Source organism: Pantoea sp. UBA5035 (assembly GCF_002415245.1).
Taxonomy (GTDB): Bacteria; Pseudomonadota; Gammaproteobacteria; order Enterobacterales; family Enterobacteriaceae; genus Pantoea; species Pantoea septica.
In genome coordinates, this window is sequence record NZ_DICD01000011.1 from 73095 (window position 1) to 98292 (window position 25198).

At 59.5% G+C, this 25198-nt stretch carries 26 protein-coding genes; 12 read left to right on the forward strand and 14 right to left on the reverse strand.

The genetic code is table 11. The annotated features are described in order from the left end of the window. Window positions 1-43: 43 nt before the first annotated feature. The gene (locus B3229_RS07810; protein WP_286870273.1) at window positions 44-940 is read left to right on the forward strand and encodes an alpha/beta fold hydrolase; all 897 of its coding nucleotides are present in this window, start codon (window positions 44-46) and stop codon (window positions 938-940) included. Between the two features lie 124 nt (window positions 941-1064). On the opposite strand, the gene B3229_RS07815 is transcribed toward B3229_RS07810, so the two are convergent. The 3 genes from B3229_RS07815 to exbB all read right to left on the reverse strand — a co-directional run bounded on the left by B3229_RS07815 (window position 1065) and on the right by exbB (window position 3184). Then, window positions 1065-1682 (reverse strand): LysE family translocator, encoded by a 618-nt coding sequence (locus tag B3229_RS07815; RefSeq protein ID WP_048783556.1) that lies wholly within the window; start codon window positions 1680-1682, stop codon window positions 1065-1067. Between the two features lie 349 nt (window positions 1683-2031). After that, entirely contained in the window at window positions 2032-2454 is a 423-nt protein-coding gene (exbD, locus tag B3229_RS07820; protein ID WP_033792211.1) for a TonB system transport protein ExbD, read from the reverse strand. Between the two features lie 4 nt (window positions 2455-2458). Next, window positions 2459-3184 carry a tol-pal system-associated acyl-CoA thioesterase gene (gene exbB, locus B3229_RS07825; RefSeq protein WP_071997460.1) on the reverse strand — a complete coding sequence of 242 codons (726 nt, stop codon included), beginning with the start codon at window positions 3182-3184 and terminating at the stop codon, window positions 2459-2461. Between the two features lie 351 nt (window positions 3185-3535). Between exbB and B3229_RS07830 the strand changes: the two genes are divergently transcribed. The 5 genes from B3229_RS07830 to B3229_RS07850 all read left to right on the forward strand — a co-directional run bounded on the left by B3229_RS07830 (window position 3536) and on the right by B3229_RS07850 (window position 8456). Continuing rightward, window positions 3536-4513, forward strand: coding sequence for a TRAP transporter substrate-binding protein (locus B3229_RS07830; RefSeq protein WP_286870274.1), 978 nt, complete (start codon window positions 3536-3538; stop codon window positions 4511-4513). A gap of 46 nt (window positions 4514-4559) precedes the next feature. Next, window positions 4560-5066 carry a TRAP transporter small permease gene (locus B3229_RS07835; protein WP_286870275.1) on the forward strand — a complete coding sequence of 169 codons (507 nt, stop codon included), beginning with the start codon at window positions 4560-4562 and terminating at the stop codon, window positions 5064-5066. A gap of 9 nt (window positions 5067-5075) precedes the next feature. Next, window positions 5076-6362: a TRAP transporter large permease gene (locus tag B3229_RS07840; RefSeq protein WP_286870276.1), complete on the forward strand. Its 1287-nt coding sequence runs from the start codon at window positions 5076-5078 to the stop codon at window positions 6360-6362. Between the two features lie 135 nt (window positions 6363-6497). Further along, complete coding sequence (gene metC, locus B3229_RS07845) at window positions 6498-7688, forward strand: cystathionine beta-lyase (RefSeq protein WP_286870277.1); 1191 nt, start codon at window positions 6498-6500, stop codon at window positions 7686-7688. Window positions 7689-7793: 105 nt separating this feature from the next. Further along, a complete protein-coding gene (locus B3229_RS07850; protein ID WP_033752447.1) occupies window positions 7794-8456 on the forward strand; it encodes a DedA family protein in 663 nt (220 codons plus the stop codon). Between the two features lie 10 nt (window positions 8457-8466). Here the strand turns inward: B3229_RS07850 and B3229_RS07855 are convergent, their stop codons facing one another. Beyond that, entirely contained in the window at window positions 8467-9375 is a 909-nt protein-coding gene (locus B3229_RS07855; protein WP_048783567.1) for an AraC family transcriptional regulator, read from the reverse strand. 193 nt (window positions 9376-9568) lie between these two features. Between B3229_RS07855 and dkgA the strand changes: the two genes are divergently transcribed. After that, on the forward strand, window positions 9569-10393 hold the full coding sequence (dkgA, locus tag B3229_RS07860) for a 2,5-didehydrogluconate reductase DkgA (protein ID WP_286870278.1): 825 nt from the start codon (window positions 9569-9571) through the stop codon (window positions 10391-10393). A 53-nt stretch (window positions 10394-10446) separates the two neighbouring features. Here the strand turns inward: dkgA and ftsP are convergent, their stop codons facing one another. From ftsP to B3229_RS07880, 4 genes are all read right to left on the reverse strand, one after another. Then, window positions 10447-11877, reverse strand: coding sequence for a cell division protein FtsP (gene ftsP, locus B3229_RS07865; RefSeq protein WP_286870279.1), 1431 nt, complete (start codon window positions 11875-11877; stop codon window positions 10447-10449). Between the two features lie 132 nt (window positions 11878-12009). Then, window positions 12010-12747 carry a 1-acylglycerol-3-phosphate O-acyltransferase gene (locus B3229_RS07870; protein WP_048783573.1) on the reverse strand — a complete coding sequence of 246 codons (738 nt, stop codon included), beginning with the start codon at window positions 12745-12747 and terminating at the stop codon, window positions 12010-12012. A 46-nt stretch (window positions 12748-12793) separates the two neighbouring features. After that, window positions 12794-15067 carry a DNA topoisomerase IV subunit A gene (parC, locus tag B3229_RS07875; protein ID WP_286870280.1) on the reverse strand — a complete coding sequence of 758 codons (2274 nt, stop codon included), beginning with the start codon at window positions 15065-15067 and terminating at the stop codon, window positions 12794-12796. Window positions 15068-15199: 132 nt separating this feature from the next. After that, window positions 15200-15967 (reverse strand): transporter substrate-binding domain-containing protein, encoded by a 768-nt coding sequence (locus B3229_RS07880; protein WP_286870281.1) that lies wholly within the window; start codon window positions 15965-15967, stop codon window positions 15200-15202. A 159-nt stretch (window positions 15968-16126) separates the two neighbouring features. Here B3229_RS07880 and B3229_RS07885 point away from each other — a divergent pair, with 159 nt between their 5' ends. Further along, window positions 16127-16705, forward strand: a complete 579-nt coding sequence (locus B3229_RS07885) for an NAD(P)H-dependent oxidoreductase (protein WP_286870282.1) — start codon at window positions 16127-16129, stop codon at window positions 16703-16705. A gap of 32 nt (window positions 16706-16737) precedes the next feature. After that, window positions 16738-17046, forward strand: coding sequence for a putative quinol monooxygenase (locus B3229_RS07890; RefSeq protein ID WP_048783582.1), 309 nt, complete (start codon window positions 16738-16740; stop codon window positions 17044-17046). A gap of 51 nt (window positions 17047-17097) precedes the next feature. Here B3229_RS07890 and B3229_RS07895 read toward each other — a convergent pair whose 3' ends face one another. The 6 genes from B3229_RS07895 to nudF form a co-directional block, all read right to left on the reverse strand. Continuing rightward, on the reverse strand, window positions 17098-17997 hold the full coding sequence (locus tag B3229_RS07895; protein WP_286870283.1) for a LysR substrate-binding domain-containing protein: 900 nt from the start codon (window positions 17995-17997) through the stop codon (window positions 17098-17100). Window positions 17998-18073: 76 nt separating this feature from the next. Then, on the reverse strand, window positions 18074-19969 hold the full coding sequence (parE, locus tag B3229_RS07900; protein ID WP_048783586.1) for a DNA topoisomerase IV subunit B: 1896 nt from the start codon (window positions 19967-19969) through the stop codon (window positions 18074-18076). Window positions 19970-20016: 47 nt separating this feature from the next. Beyond that, entirely contained in the window at window positions 20017-20598 is a 582-nt protein-coding gene (gene yqiA / locus B3229_RS07905; protein WP_048783588.1) for an esterase YqiA, read from the reverse strand. 3 nt (window positions 20599-20601) lie between these two features. Then, the gene (gene cpdA, locus B3229_RS07910) at window positions 20602-21429 is read right to left on the reverse strand and encodes a 3',5'-cyclic-AMP phosphodiesterase (protein ID WP_286870284.1); all 828 of its coding nucleotides are present in this window, start codon (window positions 21427-21429) and stop codon (window positions 20602-20604) included. Window positions 21430-21474: 45 nt separating this feature from the next. After that, window positions 21475-21900 carry a DUF1249 family protein gene (locus tag B3229_RS07915; RefSeq protein ID WP_033752467.1) on the reverse strand — a complete coding sequence of 142 codons (426 nt, stop codon included), beginning with the start codon at window positions 21898-21900 and terminating at the stop codon, window positions 21475-21477. Further along, the gene (gene nudF / locus B3229_RS07920) at window positions 21897-22532 is read right to left on the reverse strand and encodes an ADP-ribose diphosphatase (protein WP_033752469.1); all 636 of its coding nucleotides are present in this window, start codon (window positions 22530-22532) and stop codon (window positions 21897-21899) included. Before nudF ends, B3229_RS07915 begins: the two co-directional genes overlap by 4 nt. Here nudF and B3229_RS07925 point away from each other — a divergent pair. The 3 genes from B3229_RS07925 (at window position 22441) to B3229_RS07935 (ending at window position 25194) form a co-directional block, all read left to right on the forward strand. Continuing rightward, window positions 22441-22722 carry a hypothetical protein gene (locus B3229_RS07925; protein WP_286870412.1) on the forward strand — a complete coding sequence of 94 codons (282 nt, stop codon included), beginning with the start codon at window positions 22441-22443 and terminating at the stop codon, window positions 22720-22722. The genes nudF and B3229_RS07925 overlap by 92 nt on opposite strands. 24 nt (window positions 22723-22746) lie before the next feature. After that, complete coding sequence (gene tolC / locus B3229_RS07930; protein WP_286870285.1) at window positions 22747-24213, forward strand: outer membrane channel protein TolC; 1467 nt, start codon at window positions 22747-22749, stop codon at window positions 24211-24213. Between the two features lie 309 nt (window positions 24214-24522). Further along, entirely contained in the window at window positions 24523-25194 is a 672-nt protein-coding gene (locus B3229_RS07935) for a DUF1190 family protein (protein WP_033792232.1), read from the forward strand. Window positions 25195-25198 lie beyond the last annotated feature (4 nt).

The following is a 25198-nucleotide window of genomic DNA, read 5'->3' on the forward strand; positions in this document are numbered from 1 at the left end:
GATACACAGTGGCTTAAACAGCTTAACTTAACAGGGAAATGTAATGCATATCCGTGCCATGTTCGGAGAAACGCTTTTATTCATGTCACTTATATTCTCGGCAACCGCCGCTCAGCCTCTTACCCCGCCCGCTCCCCACGCGCAGCGTATCTCCGTACAGACGCAAGGCGCTGGAACAGATGTCATCTTGATTCCCGGGCTGGCGTCGTCGCGCGAAGTCTGGGCCGATTTAGCCGCAGAATTACGTAAGAAACACCGCATTCATCTGGTAGAACTTGCGGGCTTTGCGAATACGCCAGCCATTGCCAACCCTGAGGGAAAGGTCATCGCGCCGGCAGCTGAGGCCATCGCAGATTATATCCAGGCCCAGCACATCAACGCGCCGGCGATTATTGGCCATTCTCTTGGGGGAGAGATAGCCTTGATGCTGGGGGCGCGCTACCCCAGCCAGGTCGGTCGCCTGATGATTGTCGATGCTTTACCGTTCTACACGTTGATGATTGATCCTGCAGCGACCAGCGAAACGGCTGAGCGGCATGCCGCCCCTATGCGGGACTGGCTGCAGCAGCAGTCGCCGGAGCAATTCGAAGCGTCCCAGCAAGCATCCATCGCCCGTTTAGCCATGACCGAGGCGGTGAGGCCCGCACTGGTGGCGGCGAGCATCCGTTCCGATCGCAAAACCGTTGCGGATGCCGTGTATGAACTGATGGTGACCGATTTGCGTCCCGAGCTTGGCCGTATCAAAGCGCAGATGGAGATCGTCTATGCGTATGACGCCTTATTTGGCATACCGGCAACCCGCGTAGAGGGGATGTACCGTCAGGCCTATGCTTCTGCACCGCATATCCGTTTCACGCGCATTGATGAGAGTTTTCACTTTGTGATGCTTGATCAGCCAGAACGGTTCGCCAGTGCGGTTAAGGCATTTTTAAAGGAGTAAAGGATGCTCAGGGCGCAAGCACCGCTTCTGGCACGAAGGGGCTGACACACAGGCCGATGTCCGCTCTGAGCGAAAAGCGGACATATACACTTCTTGTCAGTAGACTACATCGTGCTCGTCTGACTTATTTCAACAGCAGTCGTATGCCCAGAAGGGCCATAACGCCTCCGCTGAGTTTATCTATAAACTTACGGTATTTAATGTAAGCCTGACGTGGCCCGTCAGTTGATAATAAGCATGCGACGACTGCATACCAAAGCACATCAATAACGAATGCCATTGTGGGCAGGATGATATACATAACAGGCTGAATATTTTTGCTAAGCGCTGCGGAAAAAATACTGGCAAAGACCAGTGCAGTATGGGGATTGCTGATTTGCGTAAATACGCCAGTCATAAAAGCTTTTGAGGCGCTTATTTCCTCGGTACCGGCAGAATCATTAAAACGATTTAAAGGACGACGGAACATTTTCAACGCCAGCCATAAAAGATAACAACCGCCGGCAAGCTTCAGTGCTGTGTAAAGTGATGGAATCAGCGTCAGCAGGGTGTGAAGACCTGCTAACGCTATGACAGCAAAAATAAACGCACCAAAGCCCATACCGGCAGCGACAGATAAAGCCGCTCGTCTCGAACCGGACATGGCCGTTCGTGCCACGAGAAGAAAGCTAACACCTGGGCTCATTGCGCCAAACAGGATAGCTACGCCAATAGCAGAAAGCGCGATCAAATCACTTGTCATTCATCTTCTCCATCATTCATCAGTGTCAGACAGCGCCCTCATTGTGCGAACTGCACACCCTATAAACGGCTGCTCCCGGTTAATAACATAACACGATGTCAATAATGTCCGCTTCTGGCACGGAGCGGACATTAGCACTAAAACCCAGCTATCTGCGTGCAGAGTCTTCTTTAAAGATAAGGGTCTGATGCCAGAGAGCAAAGCCTCCCGCGACAGGATAAAAACGTGGTAAACGAGACAACCTAACGCGCTGGCTCGTTTACGCGCGCTGGCATCAAAGCGATAAGCAATGCCCGCCCAAAAAACAAAAAGGGCAGCCCTCAGGCTGCCCTTTTCCACTCGCGTACATTTACTTCGCGGCGGTTTCCATCCCCATCAGGCCGATCTTGAGATAACCCGCGCCGCGCAGCTTATCCATCGCGCTCATCAGGGTCTCATAATCGACCGACTTGTCAGCCTGGAAAAAGATAGTGGTCTCTTTGTTGCCTTCGGTCTGGCTGTTCAGCACCGCCACCAGCGTCTCCGGCGTCACCTGCTCATTGCCGATGTAAAACTGCTTATCCGCTTTAATCGACAGGTAGACCGGCTTCTCCGGCCGCGGCTGCGGCGCGCTGGTCGAGGCGGGCAGATTAACGCGAACATCCACGGTCGCCAGCGGCGCGGCCACCATAAAGATGATCAGCAGAACCAGCATAACGTCGATAAACGGCGTGACGTTGATTTCATGCATCTCGCCGTCGGTTTCCAGATCGTCGTTTAATCGCATCGCCATAAACTTAACCTACGCGTAATTTCTGAGCGGTCGGGCGAGCTTCAGCGCTTTTCGCGTTAAGGTTGCCCAGGTCGATATCGCGGCTCTGCAGCAGCAGAATCTGCGCGGCCACGTCGCCCAGCGACGCTTTATAGCCCGCGATCATGCGCGCGAAAACGTTATAGATCACCACCGCGGGAATCGCCGCCACCAGGCCGATAGCGGTGGCCAGCAGCGCTTCGGCGATGCCGGGCGCGACAACCGCCAGATTAGTGGTCTGCGTCTGCGCGATACCGATAAAGCTATTCATAATGCCCCAGACCGTCCCGAACAGGCCGATAAACGGCGCGACGGAACCGATAGTGGCGAGGAAGCCGTTGCCGCGACCGGCGTGGCGGCTAAAGGCGGCGACGCGGCGCTCAAGGCGAAAGCTGGTGCGCTCTTTAATGCCGTCGGTATCTTCGACGCCCGCCGAAAGCGCAATCTCGTTTTGCGCGTCATTCAGCAACGCTGCGCTGTGGCTGTGGCTCTTGAACTGCGCGGCGGCGCGGGCGGCGTCGCCCAGGCTGCGGGCTTCGCCCAGCGCCTGCTGCTCGCTTTTCAGTCGACGTTTCGCCGCGCTAAGCTCGGCAAACTTTCCGAAAAAAATCGCCCAGGTCACGACCGACGCTAGCAACAGGCCGATCATTACCACTTTTACCACGATATCGGCATGTTGATACATGCCCCAAACAGAGAGATCCGTTTGCATTAAGTCACTGGCTACCACGCTGCGTCTCCAACTTCATATGCAGGAATAATGGATAAGCGCGAATAATAGCAAAAAACCGGCGAATTGATAGTAGTTCTCATTACTATTTACAAACAGTACGCCGCTCTCACCGGGCTGTTGCTGACCTTTTATGACACTTTTCAGCGCTATTTCAGAAATGTGATTTCCCGTATAATTTTATTAAAACATCGTTTCAAAATGTGAGCTTGTTCATTCAATCAACATTGCCGCATTTTCAGCCAGCGCGATTTCCCTATTCTGGCAGCACGCGGGCCACTTCCTCTGCCGCCTATGACCTGTGCCCTCCTCTACCTGCCTGGAGAATAAATAATGAGAGTGAATAAATGGATCCTTGCCGTTTCCGTCTCTGCTGCGCTTGGCCTGAGCGCGGCTCCGGCGTCGGCGAAGGTATTAAAAGTGGCGGAGGTCCAGCCCGCTGGCTACCCCACCGTCGTGGCGCTGCAGCATATGGGCGATAAGCTGAAACAGGCCACTAACGGGCGGCTGGAGATGAAAGTCTACGCTGGCGGCGTGCTGGGCGACGAAGATCAGACGCTGCAGCAGGTACAGCTCGGCGCCATCGACATGATCCGCGTCTCGCTGGCGCCGGTCACCACTATCGCGCCGGAAACCAGCGTGCTGACGCTGCCCTACATCTTTCGCGACGTCGACCATATGCACAAGGTGCTGGATGGCGAAGTTGGCAAGCAAATTGTCGACAAATTCGACGCCGACGCCAACGCGCGCATGGTGTTTCTCGGCTGGACCGACGCGGGCGAGCGCAACATGATCACCAAAAAGCCGCTCAGCAAGCCAGACGATCTCAAAGGGATGAAAATCCGCGTGCAGAACAGCGCCATCTCGCTGGCGACGCTGAAAGCGATGGGCGCGAATCCGGTGGCGATGGGCGTCAGCGAAGTCTTTAGCGCCATGCAGACCGGCGTGGTGGACGGCACGGAAAACAACCCGCCGACCTTCGTGGCCCACAACTATCTGCCGGTCGCGAAGTACTACACCCTGACCGGCCACTTTATCCAGCCGGAGATGATCCTGTTTTCAAAAACCTCGTGGGCACGCCTGTCGCCGGACGATCAGGCGCTGCTGAAAAAGCTCGGCAAAGAGGCGCAGGATGAAGAACGCCAGCTGTGGGCGACCTACACCCAGCAGTCGATCGAGAAGATGAAAGCGGGCGGCGTGACCTTCCAGGAGACCGACAGAGACTACTTCATGAAAGCGACGCAGCCGGTGCGCGATCAGTTTGGCGGCAAGTATCAGGATCTGATGACGCAAATCGCCGACGTTAAATAACCCTCCGTCGCCGCGCCTTCCGCGCGGCGTTATTCAGGTAACGCATATGAACCGATACTCTCGTCTGATGGATGGGCTCTATCTGCTGTGCATGGGCATCGCCGCCGTCGCGCTGTTGATTATGGTGACGGTGATCCCCATCGGCATTTTCGCCCGCTATGTGCTCAACGGTGCGCTGGCCTGGCCCGAGCCGGTCGCCATCGTCTGCATGATTATTTTCACCTTTATCGGCGCGCCGGTCGGCTTCCGCGCCGGCACCCATATCTGCGTCTCGATGGTGACCGATCGCCTGTCGCCCGCCGCGCAGCGGCTGATGCTGCGCCTGTGCGATCTGCTGATGGTGGCGACCTGTTTGATCATCTTCCAGGCGAGCTACAACCTGTGCGTGGCGATGTGGATCCAGCCGCTCGCCTCGCTGCCCTCGGTGACCTACGGCGAGATGTATTTGCCGATCCCTATCGGCGCGCTGTTTACCCTGTTGTTTGTTATCGAGCGGCTGCTGAACGGCGATCAAAGCCAGCGGCCAGTGGTGGTTTTAGGCGGCACTCATTAAGGAGCGACCATGGACGCATTGATGTTGATCGGCAGCCTGGTTGTGCTGCTGTTGTTGGGATTTCCCGTCGCCTTCGCCGTGGGCCTCAGCGCCTTTATCGGCGCATGGTGGATCGATCTGCCGCTGGAAGCGGTGGTTATTCAAATTACGAACGGCGTCAATAAGTTCTCGCTGCTTACCATCCCCTTCTTTATCCTGGCCGGGGCGATTATGGCGGAAGGCGGCATCGCGCGGCGGCTGGTGAACTTCGCCTATATCTTTGTCGGCTTTATTCGCGGCGGGCTGTCGCTGGTGAATATCGTCGCATCGACCTTTTTCGGCGCGATTTCCGGCTCGTCGGTAGCGGATACCGCCTCGATCGGCTCGGTGATGATCCCGCAGATGGAGCAGAAAGGCTATCCGCGCGACTTCGCGGCGGCGGTCACCGCCAGCGGCTCGGTGCAGGCGGTGCTGACGCCGCCCAGCCATAACTCGGTGATTTATTCGCTGGCGACCGGCGGCGTGGTGACCATCTCCTCGCTGTTCGTCGCCGGCATCTTTCCCGGCCTGCTGCTGGGCTTCTGCCTGATGGTGATGTGCCTCGCCTTCGCGCGCAAGCGCGGCTATCCCAAAGGCGAGCGCATCCCGTTCCGCCAGGCGGTGAAGATCTTTTTCGACGCCTTCTGGGGTCTCTTCACCATCGTGATTATCCTGGGCGGCATTCTCTCCGGCATTTTTACCGCGTCGGAGTCGGCGGCTATCGCCTGCCTGTGGGCCTTCTTCGTCACCATGTTTATCTACCGCGACTTTAAGTGGAATCAGCTGCATATCCTCTTATTCCGCACCATAAAAACAGTGACCATCGTGATGGTGCTGATCGCCTTCGCGGCGGGCTTCGGCGCGGTGATGACCTTTATGCAGCTGCCGACCATTATCACCGACGCCTTTACCAGCCTGTCGGACAACAAGTACGTCATCCTGATGTGCATTAACGTCTTGCTGCTGGTGATCGGCACGCTGATGGATATGGCGCCGATTATCCTGATCCTGACGCCGGTGCTGCTGCCGGTAGCCACCGCGCTCGGCATCGATCCGGTGCACTTCGGCATGATCATGATGACCAACCTCGGCATCGGGCTGATTACCCCGCCGGTGGGCACGGTGCTGTTCGTCGCCAGCGCGGTGAGCAAACAGAAAATCGAGCAGGTGGTAGGCGCGATGCTGCCTTTTTACGGCCTGCTTTTTATCGTGCTGATGCTGATCACCTATATCCCGGCGATTTCGCTCTGGCTGCCGCATATGATGGGGGTGATGTAAGCGGCTGAAAGGCGGCGCCTCGCGCGCCGCCAGCCCGCCATCGGGCAGGTTCTGAATATCAGGATTTGGGGTCAACCCTGACCGGCAATTCGTGGTAACGTGAAGGCTTTGTAGCAAGCCGCAGAGCAGACACGAATGACGACCAAAAAAATCGATACCACCTTAGTCAGCGCCGGGCGTAGCAAACGTTACACGCAGGGCGCGGTCAACAGCGTGATTCAGCGCGCCTCGTCGCTGGTGTTCGATAGCGTCGCCGATAAAAAGCGCGCTACTGCGGGACGCGCTGCCGGCGAACTCTTCTACGGCCGCCGCGGCACCCTCACCCACTTTTCGCTGCAGGATGCGATGACCGAGCTGGAGGGCGGCGCGGGCTGCGTGCTCTATCCCTGCGGCGCGGCGGCGGTCGCCAACGCCATCCTCTCGTTCGTCGACGCAGGCGACCATGTGCTGATGTGCGGCGCCGTCTATGAGCCGACGCAGGACTTCTGCACCAAAATTCTCAGCAAACTCGGCGTCGCCACTACCTTCTACGATCACACCATCGGCAGCGAAATCGGCGCGCTGGTGCGCCCGGAAACCCGCTTGGTATTTCTCGAGTCTCCGGCCTCTATTACTATGGAGGTGCAGGACATTCCGGCGATCGTCGCGGCGGTGCGCGCAAAGGCGCCGGACGCGGTGATCATGATGGATAACACCTGGGCGGCGGGCTTTTTCTTCAACGCGCTGGCGCACGGCGTCGATATTTCGATTCAGGCGGGCACCAAGTATCTGATCGGCCACAGCGATGCGATGATCGGCACCGCAGTGGCGAACGCGCGCTGCTGGGAGCAGCTGCGAGAGAACTCCTATCTGATGGGCCAGACGGTGGACGCCGACAGCGCCTATATGGCGAGCCGCGGCCTGCGCACTCTCGCCACGCGCCTGCGTCAGCATGAGGCGAGCGCGCTGCAGGTGGCGGAGTGGCTGGCGACGCGGCCGGAAGTGGCGCGCGTCAACCATCCGGCGCTGGCGCAGAGCAAAGGCCACGCCTTCTGGAAACGCGACTTCAGCGGCAGCAGCGGCCTGTTTTCTTTCGTGCTGCATGAAAAGCTCAGCGGCGAAAAACTGGCGCATTACCTCGATCGCTTCCACCATTTCAGCATGGCCTACTCGTGGGGCGGCTACGAATCGCTGATTCTGGCGAACCAGCCGGAAGAGCTGGCGGCGATCAGGCCGGCGGGCGGCGTCGACTTTGACGGCACGCTGGTGCGCCTGCATATTGGTCTGGAGCATGTCGATGACCTGATTGACGATTTAACGGCAGGTTTTGCACGCCTGACGCAGTAGTAACTTAAACAGAACCTCAACCACGCCATGGCGACCGGCCGCAGATCAAATCTCTCTGCCGGATTGCCGCTAAAATAGACTCCTTGTGACTCGATGGGATAGCAGATGAGTGTTTTACACGAGATTGTTCATGCGCTCTGGCATCAGGATTTCGCCGCGCTGGCCGATCCAAATGTGGTTTGGGTAGTTTACGGCGTCATGTTTCTGACGCTGTTTCTGGAGAACGGCCTGCTTCCCGCCTCTTTTTTGCCGGGCGACAGCCTGCTGCTGCTGGCGGGCGCGATGGTCGCCAAAGGGGTAATGGATTTTTTCCCCACCATGGTGATCCTCACCACCGCCGCCAGCCTCGGCTGCTGGTTAAGCTACCTTCAGGGACGCTGGCTCGGCAACACGCGACTGGTGAAAAGCTGGCTGATGCACCTGCCGGCGCAATATCATCAGCGCGCGTGGCAGCTGTTTAACCGTCACGGCCTGATGGCGCTGCTGGTTGGCCGCTTTCTGGCGTTCGTGCGCACCATTCTGCCAACCATGGCGGGCATCTCCGGCCTGCAGAACGGCCGTTTTCAGCTGTTTAACTGGCTGAGCGGGCTATTGTGGGTGGCGATTGTCGTGGCGTTTGGCTACGGCATCAGTCAGGTGCCCTTTATCAAACGCCATGAAGATCAGGTGATGGCGATCCTGATGGTGCTGCCGATGGTGCTGCTGTTTGTCGGCCTCGCGGGCAGCATCGTGGTGATCTGGAAAAAACGTCGCCAGAAACAGGCCTGATCGCGCGGCGTCAGGCCTGTGGTTCCGCCACGGTCTGACGCACGCGGCTAATCTCCTCTCCCGGCGTCACGCCGAAATAGCGCTTAAACTCCCGTGAAAACTGCGATGGGCTTTCGTAGCCCACCCGCACCGCCGCCGCGCTCGCCTTCAGCCCGTCATGCAGCATCAGCAGCCGCGCCTGATGCAGACGGTAGCGCTTCAGGTACTGCAGCGGCGAGGTTTGCGTCACCGCCTTGAAGTTGTGATGAAACGCCGAGACGCTCATGTTCACCTCCGCCGCCAGCGCATCGACGCTGAGGTTGTCCGCATAGTGGTTTTCAATGCGGCGCAGCGCGCGGGCGATCTGGCTGAACTGCGTCTGGCGGCTCACCAGCGACAGCAGCGCGCCGCCCGTCGGCCCGGTCAGCACGTAGTAGATAATCTCCCGCACAATCTGCGGCCCCAGCACGCGCGCGTCGCGCGGATGCACCATCACGTCCAGCAGGCGCTCCGCCGCGCACAGCATCGGCTCGGTCAGCCAGGCGGAGTGAATACCAGAGGTCTGCGGCTGCGGATGAAAATCTTCGTCGTCGCCGATCTCGATCAGCAGATCCTGCAGGCTGGCGGTATCGACCGTCAGGAACATGCCGGCGACCGGCTCTTCCGGCGACGCCCAGGTTTCGCACTCGACCGGCAGCGGCACGGTAAGCATCAGATATTTCGTAGCGTCGTAGGTAAAAACGGTGCTGCCGAGATAGCCGGTTTTGCTGCCCTGAAACAGAATCACGATACCGGGCTGGTACATCATCGGCGTACGCGGCTGATATTGATTAAGGTAAATCAGGTTGACGTTTTCCACCGGGCAAAGGCGGTTGCGTCCATGGGTCATTAAGGTCACGACCTGGTTCGCCAGGTGCTGACACAAAGCTTCGTGCGCCATGCATATCTCTCGCAGGGTAAAGAAACCAGTCTGCCAGGCTGCTGCGAAATTCGCCACTGAAATGGAGAAACAGGCAAGACTTCCGCAGGATCAGGCAGGGCGGGAAACGGAATTGCCGCCCACAATGAAACGGGGGCAGGTTTGTTGACTAGACTTAAGCCTCACAGGTTCACTGCAACAGAAAGGAGCACCTATGGCAGATCAACCGATTATCAAACTGCACGACGGCAATATGATGCCGCAGCTGGGGCTTGGCGTATGGCAGGCGAGCAACGAAGATGCCCATCGCGCCGTGCTTAAGGCGCTGGAGGTCGGCTACCGCTCGATCGACACCGCTGCCGCCTATAAAAACGAAGAGGCGATCGGCCAGGCGTTACAGGATACCGACGTGCCGCGCGAAGAGATTTTCGTTACCACCAAGCTGTGGAACGAGGATCAGCAGAATGTGCAGCAGGCGATGGAAACCAGCCTGAAAAAACTGCAGCTGGAGCAGGTCGATCTCTACCTGATGCACTGGCCGTGCCCGGAGAAAGATCACTATGTCGACGCCTGGAAAGAGATGATTAAGCTGCAGCAGCAGGGGCTGACCAAAAGCATCGGCGTCTGTAACTTCCACGAAGCGCACCTGAAGCGTCTGCTGGATGAAACCGGCGTCTCACCGGTCGTCAATCAGATCGAGCTGCATCCGATGCTGCAGCAGCGCACGCTGCACGCGTGGAATGCTATGCATCAGATCCAGACCGAATCCTGGAGCCCGCTGGCGCAGGGCGGCAAAGGGGTGTTCGATCAGGAGATTATTCGCCAGCTGGCGAAGAAGTATGGCAAAACCCCGGCGCAGATTGTTATCCGCTGGCATCTCGACAGCGGGCTGGTGGTCATCCCGAAATCGGTGACGCCTGAGCGTATCGCGGAGAACTTCGCCGTGTTCGATTTCCGGTTGGAGAAGACCGAGCTGAGCGAAATTGCGAAGCTGGATCGCGGCAACCGTCTGGGGCCGGACCCGGAAACCTTCAATTAATGCAGGCTACGCGCGCTGTCCTTGCGGGCAGCGCGCCCTTTTCGCCTGAACCTTTACGCCGTCGGCTGCACCAGCAGCTGTCCCGCCGTGCCGAGATCGGCCAGCTCCAGCGTCTGGCTGTAGTAGACAAAGGGGAAATGATCGGACGAGCTTTGCGGAAAGCTCACCAGCAGCTCGACCTCGCCATCGACCCAGACGGTATCTTTCCAGCCGCGATCTTCGCCCATCGGCTGCGCGCCGTTGACGCTCTTGATCAGGAACATCGCGCCCTGAATATGCATCGCCTGCGGCCGGTCGGCGCGCAGGATCCAGCGCTCGAAGGTGCCCTGCTGCACGGTGGTGTCGATGCGGTTCAGATCCCACTGTGCGCCGTTAATGCCCGGCATATCTTCGCCGATGCGGAATTCGCGCGTGCGCGTCGCCATGCCGTCGAGGATCTGATCCGCCAGCAAACGCATCGGCAGGTTATCGGTCACCAGCGGCAGCAGACCGGTCGGACGCAGCGTCAGCACCAGCGTGTTGGTGAGGATCGATGAGGGTTCGAACAGGCCGCGCAGGCGGTCCATAATGCCCGCCGCCGTGCCTGCGGTAATCGACACCTCGTCGCCCTGCGACATATCGATCAGCACTTCGCGACGCTCGCCCGGCGCCAGCGAGAGCTGCTGCACCGCCACCGGCGCGGGCAGAAAGCCCTGATCGCTGGCGATAACGGTAAAGGGACGGTTATCGCTCAGCGACAGCTGGTAGCGGCGCGCGTTCGAGGCGTTGAGCAGGCGCAGGCGCACCCAGCCGCGCGACACCTCGACAAAGGGATTCTGCACGCCGTTGACCAGCAGCACGTCGCCGAGAAAGCCGCCGTCGCGCGGCGGATCGTAGGCGGGCGTGCCGAAGTTATCGAGGCGCTTGTCCTGGATGATCAGCGGGAAGTCGTCGACGCCGTAGTGGCGCGGCAGCGGCAGTTGCTTGCTCACCTCATCCTCGACCAGCCACATGCCCGCCAGCCCGTTGTAGATGTGCGGCGCCATGTGGTTCGGCGTGTTGGCGTGATACCAGCAGGTCGCGGCGTTCTGGCGGATCGGCAGCACCGGCGCCCAGTCAGCGCCGGCGGACATCATGCGCGGCGCGCCGCCCATCAGCGCGCCCGGCACCTGCAGGCCGCTAACGGTCATCGCCACCGGCTCGTTAAGGCGGTTGCTGTAGATGAGCTTAACGTCGTCGCCGCTGTAGACGCGCACCGTCGGGCCGAGATAGAGCCCGTTTACGCCCCATACCGGCACTTTGTTGCTGTCGCCGAGAAAGGACCAGTGGCTGCGCATCAGCGTCAGAAAGATCGGCTGACCGCGACGCGATTCGATAAGCGGCGGCACCGGCAGCGGCGTATCGCCGCCGGGCGCGGAGGCGGCGCGCGCCGCAGAAGGTAAGAGACCTGCGCTAAGCGCAGCGCCAGCAGAAAGCTGGATAAACTGTCGTCTGCTGAAAGACATAGAACGTCAAACCCTTTACGCGTGGCGCTTGCGCGCCAGCCGATTGTTATTCTTGATTTATTGCTGTGTTGCGTCGCGGCGGGCAGAGCGCGCCGCGTGCATCCGTGCGGGTGCCGGCAAGAGGCTGGCCGGTCAGAGTTTACCGCTTTTTTCGCGCGCTTCGACCTCGGCGTTAAGCGCTTCCAGTTTCTCCATCATCAGCTCACGACAATGGGTAGCGAGCTTGCGCACCGACTGTGTGGTGTAGCCGCTGGTGTCGACCGGCGGCAGCATCTCGACGATCACCAGACCGTTTTTCAGGCGGTTAAGGTTGATTTTGCCGTGCGTGTTGGAGACCACGATAGGAATAATGGGCACGCCTGCCGCTACGGCCGCATGAAACGCGCCGGTTTTAAAAGGTAGCAGACCGCGGCCGCGGCTGCGCGTGCCTTCCGGGAACATCCAGAACGAGATGCGCTTCTTTTTAAACTGATCGACCAGCTGGCTGATGGTGCTGTGCGCCTTCGAGCGGTTGTCCCGGTCGATCAGCAGGTTGCCGGTCAGCCAGTAGAGCAGACCGAAGAACGGCACCCACAGCAGGCTCTTTTTGCCGACCGTCACCGTCGTCGGCTGAACAATCTTCGCCGCCGTGATCATGTCGTAGTTATTCTGGTGGTTGGCGATATAGATAGCGTTGCCGTAATGGGCCGCCTCAGGCGGTTTACGCAGCTCGACCTTTACGCCGAACACGCCGGAAAGACGGCCGAAGAGATGGCCAAAGGTGGCGACGTGGCGCGGGTTACGCGGCGAAAACAGACACCAGATGCAGCCGAAAACACAGACCAGAATCGAGTAAATCACCACAAAGATGGTGCGCAGTACTAGTAACATATATCCCTCATTATGGCGCGGCGGAGAGAAGGCTCCGCCGCATTGCTCAGGCTTCGCCGTCTTCGCTGACGGCACGCGCTGGGGCATCCAGCTCTACCTTGTCGATACGCTGCAGGCCGCGCGGCAGCAGCGTGCCGCGACGTCCGCGGTCGGCGCGGAACTTCTGCAGCTCTTCGCTGCGCAGCACCAGCTTGCGCTTGCCGACGTAGAGCGTAACCGCGCTGCCCGGCGGCAGGATCAGCAGCCACGCCAGCTTATCGTTGCCCGCTGCGGCGTCCGCCGCCGGGATAGAGATAATTTTGTTGCCTTTGCCTTTCGACATCTGCGGCAGTTCGCCGACCGGGAACATCAGCATACGTCCCGCCTGCGTAATCGCCAGCAGCATGTCATCTTCGTGATGCACCGCCATCGGCGTCATGACGCGCGCGTTCTCCGGCAGCGTCAGCAGCGCTTTGCCGGCGCGGTTGCGCGACACCAGATCGGCGAAGGTGCAGATAAAGCCGTAGCCGGCGTCGGACGCCATCAGCAGCTTCTGCTCGTCCGCCTCCATCAGCACCTGCTCTACCACCGCGCCCGGCGGCGGCGTCAGCTTGCCGGTCAGCGGCTCGCCCTGCCCGCGCGCCGACGGCAGCGAGGTGGGATCGAGCGTATAGCTGCGTCCGGTGGAGTCGATAAAGGCGACCGGCTGGTTGCTCTTGCCGCGCGCCGCCGCCAGATAGCTGTCGCCCGCTTTGTAGCTCAGCCCTGACGGATCGATATCGTGGCCCTTGGCGCTGCGCACCCAGCCCATCTGCGACAGAACGATAGTGACCGGCTCGGACGGCACCAGTTCGTTTTCGCTCAGCGCTTTGGCCTCTTCACGCTCGTGGAGCGGCGAACGACGATCGTCGCCGTAGGCGGCGGCGTCCGCCTGCAGCTCTTTCTTCAGCAGGGTATTCATCTTGCGCTCAGAGGCGAGGATCGCCTGAATCTGATCGCGCTCTTTTTCCAGCTCGCTCTGCTCGCCGCGGATCTTCATCTCTTCCAGCTTCGCCAGGTGGCGCAGCTTCAGCTCGAGGATCGCTTCCGCCTGGGTTTCGCTGATGCCGAAGCGCGACATCAGCACCGGCTTAGGCTCATCCTCGCTGCGGATGATATGGATCACCTCGTCGATATTGAGGAAGGCGACCAGCAGGCCCTCAAGAATGTGCAGACGACGCAGCACGCGCTCAAGGCGATGGTTAAGACGACGCTTAACGGTGTCGCGGCGGAACACCAGCCATTCCGACAGGATCTCCAGCAGGTTTTTCACCGACGGACGGTTGTCGAGGCCGATCATGTTGAGGTTAACGCGGTAGCTCTTCTCAAGATCGGTGGTGGCGAACAGGTGATGCATCACCTGATCCAGATCCACGCGATTCGAACGCGGCACGATCACCAGGCGGGTCGGGTTTTCATGATCCGACTCGTCGCGTAGATCTTCCACCATCGGCAGTTTTTTATTGCGCATCTGCGCGGCGATCTGCTCCAGCACGCGCGCGCCGGAAACCTGGTGCGGCAGCGCGGTGATCACCACCTCGCCATCCTCTTTTTTCCACACCGCGCGCTGGCGAACAGAGCCGCGGCCGGTCTGGTAAATTTTACGGATCTCGTCGCGCGGCGTGATGATCTCCGCCTCGGTGGGATAATCCGGCCCCTGCACGATATCCAGCAGCGCATCGAGGCTGGTGTTCGGCTTATCGATCAGGGCGATCGCCGCCTGCGCCACTTCGCGCAGGTTGTGCGGCGGAATGTCGGTGGCCATGCCGACGGCGATGCCGGTGGTGCCGTTCAGCAGAATGTTCGGCAGCCGCGCGGGCAGCATTTTCGGTTCCTGCATCGTGCCGTCGAAGTTCGGCACGAAGTCCACCGTGCCCTGGCCCAGTTCGCCGAGCAGCACTTCCGCATATTTAGACAAGCGGGATTCGGTATAGCGCATCGCCGCGAAGGATTTCGGATCGTCAGGCGCGCCCCAGTTGCCCTGGCCATCGACCAGCGGATAGCGATAGGAGAACGGCTGCGCCATCAGCACCATCGCTTCGTAGCAGGCGCTGTCGCCGTGCGGATGGTATTTACCCAGCACGTCGCCCACGGTACGCGCGGATTTCTTGAATTTGGCGCTGGCGCTCAGGCCGAGCTCCGACATGGCGTACACGATACGGCGCTGTACCGGCTTCAGACCGTCGCCGATATAGGGCAAGGCGCGGTCCATGATGACGTACATCGAGTAGTTCAGGTACGCGTTTTCGGTAAATGTGTGCAGGGCAAGACGCTCTGCACCATCCTGCGTCAATTCACTCATTGAATTTTTATCCTCACTTCGTGTCCCGCAATGGCGAAACACCCGGCGGTTATTTGGCGAGGATAGTACCTCAATCGCCAGAATTAGTCACAGGGGAAGCGCAGTGCGGCCCAGGATCGCCGGCCGCGACCATCAGCGCGCCGCGCCCATCCACTGCGCCGCGATACGCGCATATTCGCCGGTAGCGGTGGCGAGGTGCAGCCACTGATCGATATAGGCTTTCCAGCTCATATCGTCGCGCGGGATCATGTAGGCTTTTTCGCCGTACTGCAGCGGCGCCTGCGGATTAATAGCGCAGAGCTGGGGGTAGCGCTGCTGCTGGTAAAGCGCTTCGGAGGCGTCGGTGATCATCACGTCGGCCTTCCTGTCCACCAGCTGCTGGAAAATCGTCACGTTATCGTGGAACAGGGTCAGCGTCGCCTGCGGCAGATGGCTGTGGACAAAGGCTTCGTTGGTGCCGCCCGCCGGTTCGATCACCCGCACCGCCGGCGCGTTAAGCTGCTCGACCGTGCTGTATTTCGCCTTGTCGGCGCAGCGCACCAGCGGGATCTTGCCGTCGAAGCCGAGCGGCTGGGCGAACCAGGCGATCTGCTGACGCTTCAGCGTCACCGACACGCCGCCCAGCGCGATATCGCACTGCTTCTCTTTAAAATCCTGCGACAGGGTTTTCCATGTGGTCGGCACCCAGCTGATCTTCGCATCCAGGCTGGCGGCCAGCGACTGCGCCATGCTGATATCCAGCCCCTCGTACTGGCCGTCCGGGCGCAGATAGGTGTAAGGCTTGTAGTCGCCGGTGGTGCAGACCTTCAGGGTTTTGCTGGCGAGGATCTGATCCAGACGGGAGTCCGCCTGCGCGACGCCGCTGGCCAGCAGCAGCGCGCTAATAAGGTATGTGCGCATTATTGTTCTTCTGTTTGACGTGATGAGTGTTGTCGGAGTGTGTCATAAGCCGCTGGATTATTGCTTCCAGCGCAAAAGTCTTGTGATCTGAATCCCATTTTTCCGCCGCCGCTAAGGGCGTAGAGTAGCCCTCTATTGCAACACACATGAGATTAGCGAATGAACATTCTGATTATCGACGGCGGTAAAACCTTCGCCCACTCCAAAGGCGAGCTGAACCATACCCTGACCGAGGTGGCGGCCAGCCAGCTGCGCGACTTAGGCCATCAGGTTAACGTCACTCTGGCCGACAGCGACTATGTTATCGCGGATGAAGTGCAGAAGTATCTCGACAGCGACGTGGTGATTTACCAGATGCCCGGCTGGTGGATGGGCGAACCCTGGACGGTGAAGCGCTATATCGACAAAGTCTTTACCGAAGGTCACGGCTCGCTCTACGCCAGCGACGGCCGCTCGCGCGCCGACGCCAGCAAAAAGTATGGCTCGGGCGGTCTGCTGCAGGGCAAAAAATATATGCTGTCGCTGACCTGGAACGCGCCGCTGGACGCCTTTACCGATCCCGATCAGTTCTTTGAAGGCGTCGGCGTCGACGGTCTCTATCTGCACTTCCATAAAGCCAACCAGTTCCTGGGAATGGAAGCGCTGCCGACCTTTATCTGCAACGACGTCATCAAGATGCCGGACGTGCCGCGCGATATCGCACGTTATCGGACACATCTCAGCGAGATCTTTGCTTAACTGACAGCGGACCCGCAAACAAGGAGACGGACATGTTAACGGTAGTGGCTGAAATTTGTATTAAACCAGGACATCGCAATAAAGTGCTGGAGGCGATCAGGTCGCTTATCCCGTCGGTGCTGGCCGAAGAGGGCTGCCACCAGTACGACGCGCTGGTCGATCATCAGGCGCAGGTGCCGTGGAAGCAGAATTCGCCCGACTCCATTTTTATGCTGGAACAGTGGGAGTCGCTGCGCCACCTGGAGCAGCATCAGCAGATGCCGCATATGGAAGCGCATCGCGAGAAGATTAAAGACGACGTGCTGGACGTGAAGATTCTGGTGCTGGAACCGACCGCCTGACGTCACAGGCTGTCACGCGCCGCGCGCCTCAGGACGCGCGGCTTTTTTTTGTCAGAACAGCGCCTGTGAGGCGATCTCCTGATGGAGAAAGTCGAGAAAACAGGTAATGCGCGACGCCAGCTCCGCGTTGCGGTAGTAAACGGCATGCACGGGCAGCCTGACGTCGTGCGTCTGCTGCACCAGCACCTCTTGTAGCCGGCCGGCGGCGAGATCCTGATGGCTGACGAAGTCGGATATGCGCGCGATGCCCTGGCCCGCCAGCGCGAGCTGGCGAATGATTTCGCCGCTGGAAGCGGCAATAGTCGGCTGAATGCGCAGCAGCTCGCCTTCACGCTGCCAGACGGGCCAGACGTTATGCATCTCCAGCTGGCTGAAGCCGATCAGCTGATGCTGCGCCAGCGCCTCGACGCTCTGCGGTTCGCCAAATTTCTGCAGATAGGCTGGGCTGGCCAGCAGCCGAACCCGGCTGCTGCCGAGCATCCGGGCGCGCATGGTGGAATCCCGCAGCTCGCCGATGCGAATCGCGATATCGGTCTGCTGCTCCAGCAGATCGATCACGATGTCGTCGGTATTGAGCTCCAGCTGGATCAGCGGATAGCGCTGCCGGAACGCGCCGATCAGCGGCACGATGACGTGCTGCATAAAAGGCGCGGCGGCGTTGATGCGCAGGCGGCCAGAAGGCGTCTCACGGCGTCGGGCGATCTGCTCTTCCGCCTGTTCGACGGAGAGCAAAATCTGGCGCGCGTGGGTCAGGAAAAGCTGGCCCTCTTCGGTCAGGGCCAGCCGCCGCGTGGTGCGGTGCAGCAAAGTGCTGTTGAGTTTGGCTTCGAGGCGGCTCAGGGCGCGGCTCACGCCTGAACTGGTTTGATCCAGCAGCTCCGCCGCCGAGGTGATTGAACCGCAGTCCGCCACCGCCACCAGCACGCGCAGCTCTTCCAGCGTGACTTTCATCGTCTACTCCGGGTGCGCGGCGGACGCGCGATTCAGGCCGCAGCCCCGAATCGCGCGCCATGCCGCAGCGCGATGATTACACTTCGATATCGGCCATATCGCCTTTTTCCTGCAGCCAGTTGCGGCGATCTTCCGAGCGCTTCTTGGCCAGCAGCATATCCATCACGCGCAGCGTCTGCTCAATGTCGCTATCGTCCACCGTTAGCTGCACCAGGCGGCGCGTATTAGGGTCGAGGGTGGTTTCACGCAGCTGCAGCGGGTTCATCTCGCCCAGCCCTTTAAAGCGCTGCACGTTAGGTTTGCCTTTCTTGCGCTTAAGCTGCTCCAGCACACCCTCTTTCTCATCTTCGTCGAGGGCGTAATAGACCTCTTTGCCGAGATCGATACGGTATAGCGGCGGCATCGCGACGTAGACGTGGCCGCCTTTCACCAGCGAGCGGAAGTGCTTCACAAACAGCGCGCACAGCAGCGTGGCGATATGCAGGCCGTCCGAGTCCGCATCGGCAAGGATGCAGATCTTGCCGTAGCGCAGCTGGCTAAGATCTTCGCTGTCGGGATCGATGCCGATCGCCACGGAGATGTCATGCACCTCCTGCGACGCCAGCACTTCGTCGGACGAGACTTCCCAGGTGTTGAGGATCTTGCCTTTGAGCGGCATGATCGCCTGATATTCGCGATCGCGCGCCTGCTTGGCGGATCCGCCTGCGGAGTCCCCTTCCACGAGGAAAAGCTCGGTTTTATTTAGATCCTGCGCGGTGCAGTCCGCTAGCTTGCCCGGCAGCGCCGGTCCGCTGGTGAGCTTTTTGCGCACCACTTTTTTCGCCGCGCGCATACGGCGCTGCGCGCTGGAAATCGCCAGCTCGGCCAGCTGCTCCGCCGCCTGCACGTTCTGATTGAGCCACAGGCTAAAGGCATCTTTCACCACCGCCGAAACGAAGGCGGCGCACTGGCGCGACGACAGACGCTCTTTGGTCTGTCCGGCGAACTGCGGATCCTGCATCTTCACCGACAGCACGTAAGCGCAGCGATCCCAGATATCTTCCGCCGACAGCTTCACGCCGCGCGGCAGAATATTGCGGTATTCGCAGAACTCGCGCATCGCGTCGAGCAGCCCCTGACGCAGGCCGTTGACGTGCGTGCCGCCCTGCATGGTGGGGATCAGGTTGACGTAGCTTTCGGTCAGCAGCTCGCCGCCTTCCGGCAGCCACAACAGCGCCCAGTCCACCGCCTCCGTCTCGCCGGAGAAGCTGCCGACGAACGGTTTTTCCGGCAGCGTCGGCAGGCCGTTGACCGCTTCGCACAGGTAGTCGGTCAGGCCGTCTTCGTAGCACCAGCGCTGTTCGGTATTGTTGACCTTGTCTTTAAAGACGATCTCCACGCCGGGACAGAGCACCGCCTTGGCCTTCAGCAGATGGGAGAGGCGGGAAACCGAGAAGCGCGGGCTGTCGAAGAAGCTTTCGTCAGGCCAGAAGTGCACGCTGGTGCCGGTGTTGCGTTTCGCCACCGTGCCGGTTTTGGTCAGCTCCTGCACTTTTTCGCCGTTCTCGAACGCGATGTTGTAGACCTCGCCGTTGCGGCGCACCGTGACCTCAACGCGCTTCGACAGGGCGTTGACCACGGAGATGCCGACGCCGTGCAGGCCGCCTGAGAACTGATAATTTTTGCTGGAGAACTTGCCGCCCGCATGCAGACGACACAGGATCAGCTCGACCGCAGGCACGCCCTCTTCCGGGTGGATATCTACCGGCATGCCGCGCCCGTCGTCGATGACCTCCAGCGACTGATCGGCGTGCAGGATCACTTCGACCCGTTTGGCATGGCCCGCCAGCGCCTCATCGACGCTGTTATCAATGACTTCCTGGCCCAGATGGTTAGGACGCGTCGTATCGGTGTACATGCCGGGACGACGGCGAACCGGCTCAAGGCCGGTCAGAACCTCAATAGCATCCGCGTTATAGCTTGATTGACTCATGATAAGTTTCTAATCAGAAGCGTGAAATTATGTGCAATTTCCGCGAGTTATTCGTGATTCAGACCCAGAAAGTCCAGAATCTGCGGGAAATGGCGTTCGAATCCAGTAAACGCATGATTGCCGCCCTGCTCCACCGTTTGTCGGCACGCGCTGTAGTAGTCGAGCGCCTGGCGGTAGTCGAGCACTTCGTCGCCGGTTTGTTGCAGTAGCCAGATCAAATCGGGCGCTTCCAGCGGGTCAATCTGCATGACTTTCAGATCGTAAATGTGGCGAGACTCTAACACATATTGCTGGCCCGTGTAGGGATTCTGGTTCACCCCAAGGTAATCCGCCAGCAGCTCGAAAGGACGCACCGCCGGATTGACCACCACGGCAGGCAGCATAAAACACTGGGAGAGCCAGGTGGCGAGATAGCCGCCCAGCGAGGAGCCGATTAAGCCGAGCGGCTGGCCGCTCAGGGCCATCACTTTCTCTTCCAGCAGCGCGGCGGCGTCGGCGGGAAAAGCGGGCAGCTGCGGCACGATCACCTCGATATGCGGATGCGTTTCTGCCATCCACTGCTGCAGCTGCGTCGCCTTGGCGGAGCGCGGCGAGCTGTTGAAACCGTGCAGATAGAGCAGCGCCGCCATGCGTCAGTACCCGTCCGAGTCCAGGTCCGGCCGAAACGCATCGGTTTGCAGCCGTTCCACTTCGGTCGCGAAAGATCCGTCTGGATAGAGAGTAAACCAGCGCCATCCGGGGGCGACGGTGTCGATGGTGAAGCTGGTGCAGTGCGGTTTGAACTGCACGCAGGTCGAGGGCGTCGCCAGCACGCGGCGGCCGCGCCAGTCGATATCCAGCTCCTGATGAATATGGCCGCACACCAGGGTGCGCGCTAAAGGATAGTGTTGCAGCACCGCGTCGAGCTGATGGGAATTGCGCAGGCTGTGCTGATCGAGCCAGGTGCAGCCGCTGGCCAGCGGATGATGATGCAGTACCACCAGCGTGTGGCGCTGCGGATAGAGCGCCAGCGTTTTATCGAGCCACTCCAGCTGATAGTCGCTCAGCATGCCGTGCGGCACGCCGAACACCTGGCTGTCGAGCATCACCAGCTGCCAGTGGTCGCCGAGCAGCACGTGCTTGCGGGCGTCGATCTTCGCCTCGGCCAGCGTGTCGACCATCGCCGGCTGGAAATCATGATTGCCCGGCAGCCAGACGCAGGGTTTCGGCAGGCGTACGATGCCCTCAGCGAAGTGCTGATAGGCTTCGACAGAGTGATCCTGAGCGAGATCGCCGGTGGCGATAATCAGATCGTACTCGCGCTGCTGCGCCGCAATGGCGTCCAGCACCGCGTCATAACTCGCCCAGGTATTCACGCCCAGCAGCGATTCATTTTTTCCAGCGAAAAGGTGGGTGTCCGTGATTTGCAAAATCCTGATCCCGGCCCCATTCGCCGCAGGAAGTGTTAGCAGGCTATCCAAAGCGTTTCCTTCGTCTCCACGCCGAATAATGCATTATCTGTGCGATCAGCAGACCGGCGCCGCCATCGCGCCCTGTGCCAGACAGTAACGCAACCAGTCTGCCAGAAACTGGTTGATCTGATGTTTCTCGTCGCGCTGATGCAGTTTTTTATTAGGATAATCATAGCGCGCTTTAAAGCGATAGATCTGCTGTGTTGAACACACTTCGGCGACCAGCGCGTCATGATAGAGCCGCACCGACATGGAAGGCAGGCTCCAGTAGCTGACGGTCGGTGCCACCTGGCGGATTTCAACCAGCGTGGTGTAGCGCGTGGACTCTTCAATGGTCAACTGGTAGCGGGCGCCCTTTACCTGATAGACCACCGACGCGCCGGCCTCGTCGCTGCGCGGCAGCAAACGACGCAGCTGGGCGAAATTGGTTTCGCAAAGCCGCATCATTTCGGGGAAATCAGGGATATAGCGCTGTTTCATTTTAGCTTCCACTCTTCTCGTAGTTTTTCATGGTGCAACGCCAGCCATTGCAGGGCGATGACAGACGCCGCGTTGTCGATAATCCCCTCTTCCACCCAGCGGTAAGCCTGTTCGCGGCTTACCACATGCACAAGAATATCCTCATTCTCTTCCTCCAGGCCGTGGCATCCTTTTGCCAGGCTGGCATCCACTTCTCCCACCAGGATCGACAAGCGTTCGCTGGTGCCGCCAGGGCTGGCGAGGTAGTTTAACACGGGTTTAACCCGACCGACGGTCAGGCCCGCTTCTTCTACGGCCTCGCGTCGCACCACATCTTCGGCGCTTTCGTTGGGCTCGATAATGCCCGCCACCATCTCCAGCAGCCAGGGCGTTTCGCTGACGTCAAAGGCGGGAATGCGGATCTGTTCGATCAGCACCACTTCGTCGCGTAAGGGATCATAGGGTAGCAGCACCGCGGCGTGCCCACGCTCGAAAACTTCGCGCACCACCTCGTTGCTCATTTCGCCATTAAAGCGGCGGTGGCGAAACCGGTAACGAACAATGGAAAAAAAACCTTTCCAGGCGGTTTCGCGTGCAATAATTTCTACATCGTTTTTTGTAAAAGTCACTGGAGATTTTTTTTCGCCGCTCATCGTCGGGATCCTTATGCAGATTGGGACGGAGCGGCAAAAAGCCAACCATAGGTCTCCATCCGAGTGGTTCTTTCTGAATTATTTACGTAAATTAGGGGGAGAAGGCACGTTCAGCCAACTTATCTCACAGTCGCACTCTGCTAGAATCTGCGATTATTTTTTGGCTTATCCGGCAGCGCTACCCCTGTAATTTGCTGCAACAAAAGGAATGCAAATGAAAAAACTGCTCCCACTTCTCATTGGGCTGAGCCTGGCCGGTTTCAGCCTTGCCAGTCAGGCAGAGGACCTGCTGCAGGTCTATCAACAAGCGCGTCTGAGCAACCCGGATTTACGTAGCTCCGCAGCTACCCGCGACGCCGCCTTTGAAAAGATTAATGAAGCGCGCAGTCCTTTGTTGCCTCAGTTAGGTTTAGGCGCGGATTACACCTATAGCAATGGTTATCGCGACAGTAGCGGCCTTCATTCCAACACGACCAGCGGATCGCTGCAATTAACCCAGACCATTTTCGACATGTCGAAATGGCGCAACCTGACGCTGCAGGAAAAAACTGCCGGCATTCAGGACGTCACCTATCAGGTTGCGCAGCAGGATTTGATCCTGAATACCGCTACCGCTTATTTCAACGTATTAAAGGCGATCGATACCCTTTCATACATCGAAGCGCAAAAACAGTCGATCTATCGCGAACTGGATCAGACCACGCAGCGTTTCAACGTGGGCCTGGTGGCGATTACCGACGTACAGAACGCCCGCGCGCAGTATGACAGCGTGCTGGCGAACGAAGTGACCGCGCGCAACAACCTCGACAATATGGTCGAGTCGCTGCGTCAGATTACCGGCAACGACTACCTTGCGCTGGCGTCGCTGAATATCGATCGCTTCAAAACCACTAAACCGGACGCGGTCAGCGCGCTGCTGAAGCAGGCGGAGAGCCGTAACCTGAACCTGCTGTCGGCACGTCTGAACCAGGATCTGGCGCGCGAGCAGATCCGCTACGCCGAAACCGGCCATATGCCGACGCTGGATTTGACCGCGTCAACCGGCCTGTCGAACAGCAAATATGGCGGCAGCCGCGCCAACCAGAGCGCGGGCAGCACCGACTCCATCAGCGGCACCAACCAGGTGGGCCTGAGCTTCTCGCTGCCGCTCTATAGCGGCGGCGCGGTCACCTCGCAGGTGAAGCAGGCGCAGTACAACTACGTCAGCGCCAGCGAGCAGCTGGAGAGCGCGCATCGCTCTGCCGTGCAGACCGTGCGTTCCTCCTATAACAACGTCAACGCCTCTGTCAGCAGCATCGACGCCTATAAACAGGCGGTGGTCTCTGCGCAAAGCTCGCTGGACGCCATGGAAGCGGGCTATCAGGTCGGCACGCGCACCATCGTCGACGTGCTGGATGCGACCACCACGCTCTACAACGCCAAGCAGCAGCTCTCTGACGCGCGCTACAGCTATCTGATCAACCAGCTCAATATCAAATATGCGCTGGGTACGCTGAACGAGCAGGATCTGCAGCTGCTGAACAGCCAGCTTGGCAAAGAGATTTCGACCTCGCCAGAAAGCGTCGCGCCGGAAAATCCGCAGCAGACCGCACGCGTCAACAACGGTCCGTCAGCAGAGCCGGCGGCTCCGACAGCGCGCCCTGCCGCCCAGCGCAGCAGCGCGAATCCGTTCCGCAATTAATCCTCAACGGGCCGCTTTGCGGCCCGTCTTGACGGTGCCAACGTGCGCGATATGGACCGATCGCAAAGTCGCAAAATCGGCATCCCAGCCTGCTCGACACGCGCCCTCCCTGGCGCGTGACGCTTTGCTCTTCGGTCCACATCACACCCGTTTCGAATTTCAGCCGCTGGCCATAATGGCCGCTTTGCGGCCCGTCTCGCCGTTAAACGTATAACAACGTAAAGATCCTTTCCTCATCAGGCCCTCAGCTTCATTTTCCACCAGCGATCCCCTATCCTGAGCATCACCTTTGGGCACAGGACGACAACGATGAAACGGACAAAAAATATTCGCCATGCCGCTTTTCGTAAAAGCTGGCAGGCACGCCATTTAACGCCGGTCGCATTGGCCATCGCCGCGGTATTTACCCTGGCGGGCTGCGAACAGAGCGATGAAACGGTCTCGATGTATCAGAACGCGGATGACTGCAGCAAGGCCAATCCAGGCCAGAGCGCGCAGTGCACCACCGCCTACAATAACGCGCTGAAAGAAGCGGAGCGCACCGCGCCGAAATATGCCTCACGCGAAGACTGCGTTGCGGAGTTCGGCGAGAACCAGTGCCAGCAGGCGCCGGCGCAGGCTGGTGTCGGCACCACGCAGAATGCCGAAGCGCAGCAGAGCGGCAGCTTCTGGATGCCGTTAATGGCAGGCTACATGATGGGACGTCTGATGGGCGGCGGCGCGGGCTTCGCTCAGCAGCCGCTCTTCTCTCCGCGTACCCCGAACAGCCCGGCGAACGGCCAGTTTGTTGACGCGTCAGGCAAAAACTACGGCGCCGCTACCTCTGGCCGCACCATGAACGTGCCGAAAACCGCGCTGGCGCCGAAACCGGCTACCACTTCGACCATCACGCGCGGCGGCTTCGGCGAAACGGTCGCGAAGCAGAACAGCATGGCGCGCAGCAGCGCTACCGGCACCTCCAGCCGTTCGCTGGGAGGCTGAAGCC